This is a genomic window from uncultured Boseongicola sp. (assembly GCF_937988555.1).
Taxonomy (GTDB): Bacteria; Pseudomonadota; Alphaproteobacteria; order Rhodobacterales; family Rhodobacteraceae; genus Boseongicola.
This window is the reverse complement of sequence record NZ_CALJXO010000116.1, coordinates 1-2,672: the sequence shown is the minus strand read 5'-3', so window position 1 is coordinate 2,672 and position 2,672 is coordinate 1. Positions and strand designations below refer to the sequence as shown.

General features: G+C 57.5%; 3 protein-coding genes. All 3 read left to right on the top strand.

The window, feature by feature from the left end; genetic code table 11:
* Window positions 1-141 precede the first annotated feature (141 nt).
* The 3 genes from Q1B15_RS06380 to Q1B15_RS06370 all read left to right on the top strand — a co-directional run bounded on the left by Q1B15_RS06380 (window position 142) and on the right by Q1B15_RS06370 (window position 2,594).
* Complete coding sequence (locus Q1B15_RS06380) at window positions 142-876, top strand: glutamine amidotransferase (RefSeq protein WP_299751793.1); 735 nt, start codon at window positions 142-144, stop codon at window positions 874-876.
* 96 nt (window positions 877-972) lie between these two features.
* Entirely contained in the window at window positions 973-2,073 is a 1,101-nt protein-coding gene (gene folE2, locus Q1B15_RS06375) for a GTP cyclohydrolase FolE2 (protein WP_299751790.1), read from the top strand.
* A 71-nt stretch (window positions 2,074-2,144) separates the two neighbouring features.
* Entirely contained in the window at window positions 2,145-2,594 is a 450-nt protein-coding gene (locus Q1B15_RS06370; RefSeq protein WP_299751787.1) for a DUF6151 family protein, read from the top strand.
* Window positions 2,595-2,672 lie beyond the last annotated feature (78 nt).

The window sequence follows — 2,672 nt, the reverse complement described above, 5'->3', positions numbered from 1 at the left end:
ATGCAGGCGCTCGATGCGGTCTGAGCGGGGTCCTTTAATGCGCCGCGCGTTGCGCGTCGCGAGGGCCAGGGGCTCTGCTCCTTTCGGCCTTTGGCCGATCCCCTCGAGGTTTTTGGAAAAGGTGGAAGGGAAGGGCGCGCGATGAAGCCGTTTCTTATTTTGCAGCTTCGGCCTGAAGATGACGCGGCCGATGGCGAGTATCGGGCCATTCTTCAAAAGGGTGGACTTGATAGTGCACGTGCCCAACGCATCCGCCTTGAACGTGACGGGTTGCCAGACGGCCTGAACTTTGACGCCTTTGCAGGTGTCGTCGTTGGCGGTGGTCCCGGCTGTGTCAGCGATGCGCCCGAAGACAAAGCCCCGGACGAGGCCCGCGCAGAGGCCGCAATGCTGTCACTTATGCCAGAGATCACCGAACGGGATATTCCGTTCATGGGCTGTTGCTATGGCATCGGTATTCTGGCGCATCATCTTGGAGCGGAGGTTTCCAAGGCGCGTTTTGGCGAACCCGTCGGTCCGGTTGCCTGCGAAGTCACCCAAGACGGCGCCAACGATCCCCTACTGAAGGGCTTGCCCCGCGCTTTTAATGCGCTTGTCGGCCACAAAGAAGCCGTTCAGACTTTGCCCGCTGGCGCTGTCCACCTGATGTCGTCGGCGCCGTGCCCCTTTCAGATGATCCGCTACGGTAAAAACGTGTACGCCACACAGTTCCACCCCGAAGCCGACGGCGATGTCTTTGCCGAACGCATCCGCATCTACAAGGATCGCGGATATTTCCGGCCCGATGCTGCAGAAACCCTGAAACGAGCGGTCTATGCAGCTGATGTTTCAACCCCTCCCGACATTCTCTACCGTTTTTTTCGCCGCTACTTTTGAACCGTTTGTAACCCTGGACCGTAAAAGAAAAGTGATCTTGCTGGAACCACGGCCATTCGGCCCCACGTAGCAGGTTCCCCTGAAGGAGAGAGTGCCATGAACGTCCATTCCACCGATTTTGATCGTGAACCAACCCGGGGTGAGGCGAAGGAGGCGCTTGCGCTTTTGCGCGCATGGGCTCGTGACGCCGATACCGCTGAGATAGACACGCTTGATCCCGCAATCACACGGCTTTTGCCCAGTTCCCCGGATGATTACCCGGCGTTAACAAGAGAGTACGCCGCAGACTTCACAGTCAACGCCGACTACAAGGCTGACCTTCCAGACCTGCAAAATGGCCCGGAATCGCTGATCAAAGGCGCCCATCGTGCGATCCAACACGTCGGTATCTCGAACTTCCGCCTGCCGGTGCAATTTCGCTCGACAGCCGGTGCTGCGCGCGAAATTGAGACCTCTGTCACCGGCACCGTCAGTCTCGAAGCGGATAAAAAAGGCATCAATATGAGCCGCATCATGCGCAGCTTTTATGAGCATGCCGAAAAGGAATTCAGCTTCGAAGTGATAGAAGCCGCCATTGATGACTACAAAACCGACCTTGAAAGCTTCGATGCGCGCATTCAGATGCGTCTGTCCTATCCGATGAAAATCGACAGCCTGCGCTCAGGCCTGTCGGGCTGGCAATACTACGATATTGCGCTGGAAGTCGTGGATCAGGACGGCACGCGCAGCCGCATCCTGCACCTTGATTACGTCTATTCGTCGACTTGCCCGTGTTCGCTGGAGCTTTCTGAGCACGCACGCCGCACACGGGGGCAGCTGGCAACGCCGCATTCCCAACGCTCTGTGGCGCGGCTTTCAGTGGTGATTGATCCAACCGCTGACACGCTTTGGTTTGAAGACATCGTCGGGCTTTGCCGCTTTGCTGTGCCAACAGAAACCCAAGTCATGGTCAAACGTGAAGACGAACAGGCCTTTGCCGAACTGAACGCCGCCAATCCGATCTTTGTTGAAGACGCGGCACGCCTGTTTGCTGAACGACTTCAGTCCGACCCGCGGATCGGTGACTTCCGCGTGGTTGCTAGCCATCAGGAAAGCCTCCACAGCCACGACGCAGTCTCGGTATTGACCGAAGGCACCACCTTCGAGACCACAAGCCTTGATCCGCGCTTTTTCGAGACGCTGTTCCACACAGGATAGGGCATCGCTTTCACAGAACACCAGAACTGGGTAATTTGCTGCGAACGTCGGGCAATTGTTCGGGTGGTGGAGTGCATTGGACATGTAATTGTGGGGAAGTGCGGCTTCAGGTGACGCAAGGGGACGGCGCGCGCATCCTGTGTCATTGCAGTGCGTTCCGCGACTTTGCTGAACGCTTCGGGTCAGGCGATACGCTTGAGCCGGCAGGGGGCGGCGACCTTTTCCAAACCGCCCCTGAAACGAAGCAGATCACGAAGGGCCGCGACCACTTGGCTTGGATCAAGCTCACTCCCAAAGGTCCACACCGCTGGCACACGACGCGTTGCAACACGCCGATGGCTAATACCCTTGAAACCCGCGCGATCCCATTCGCGACAGTCCTGTCTCACAGTATCGACGACAAAGAAGCACTTGGCGCGATCATCGCGCGCGTTAACCGAAAGTATGCGATCGGTCATTTCGACGGCGAAGCGGGCAACACCGGCCGTGTCATTCGTTCCTTCCTTTGGCGCGCGCTTTGATCAATTGCATCAGGGCGCTACAAACTGAAGCCGTTCTTTACAGCACAGGGCAAACTGATCGCGGATGGAAAACCCGTT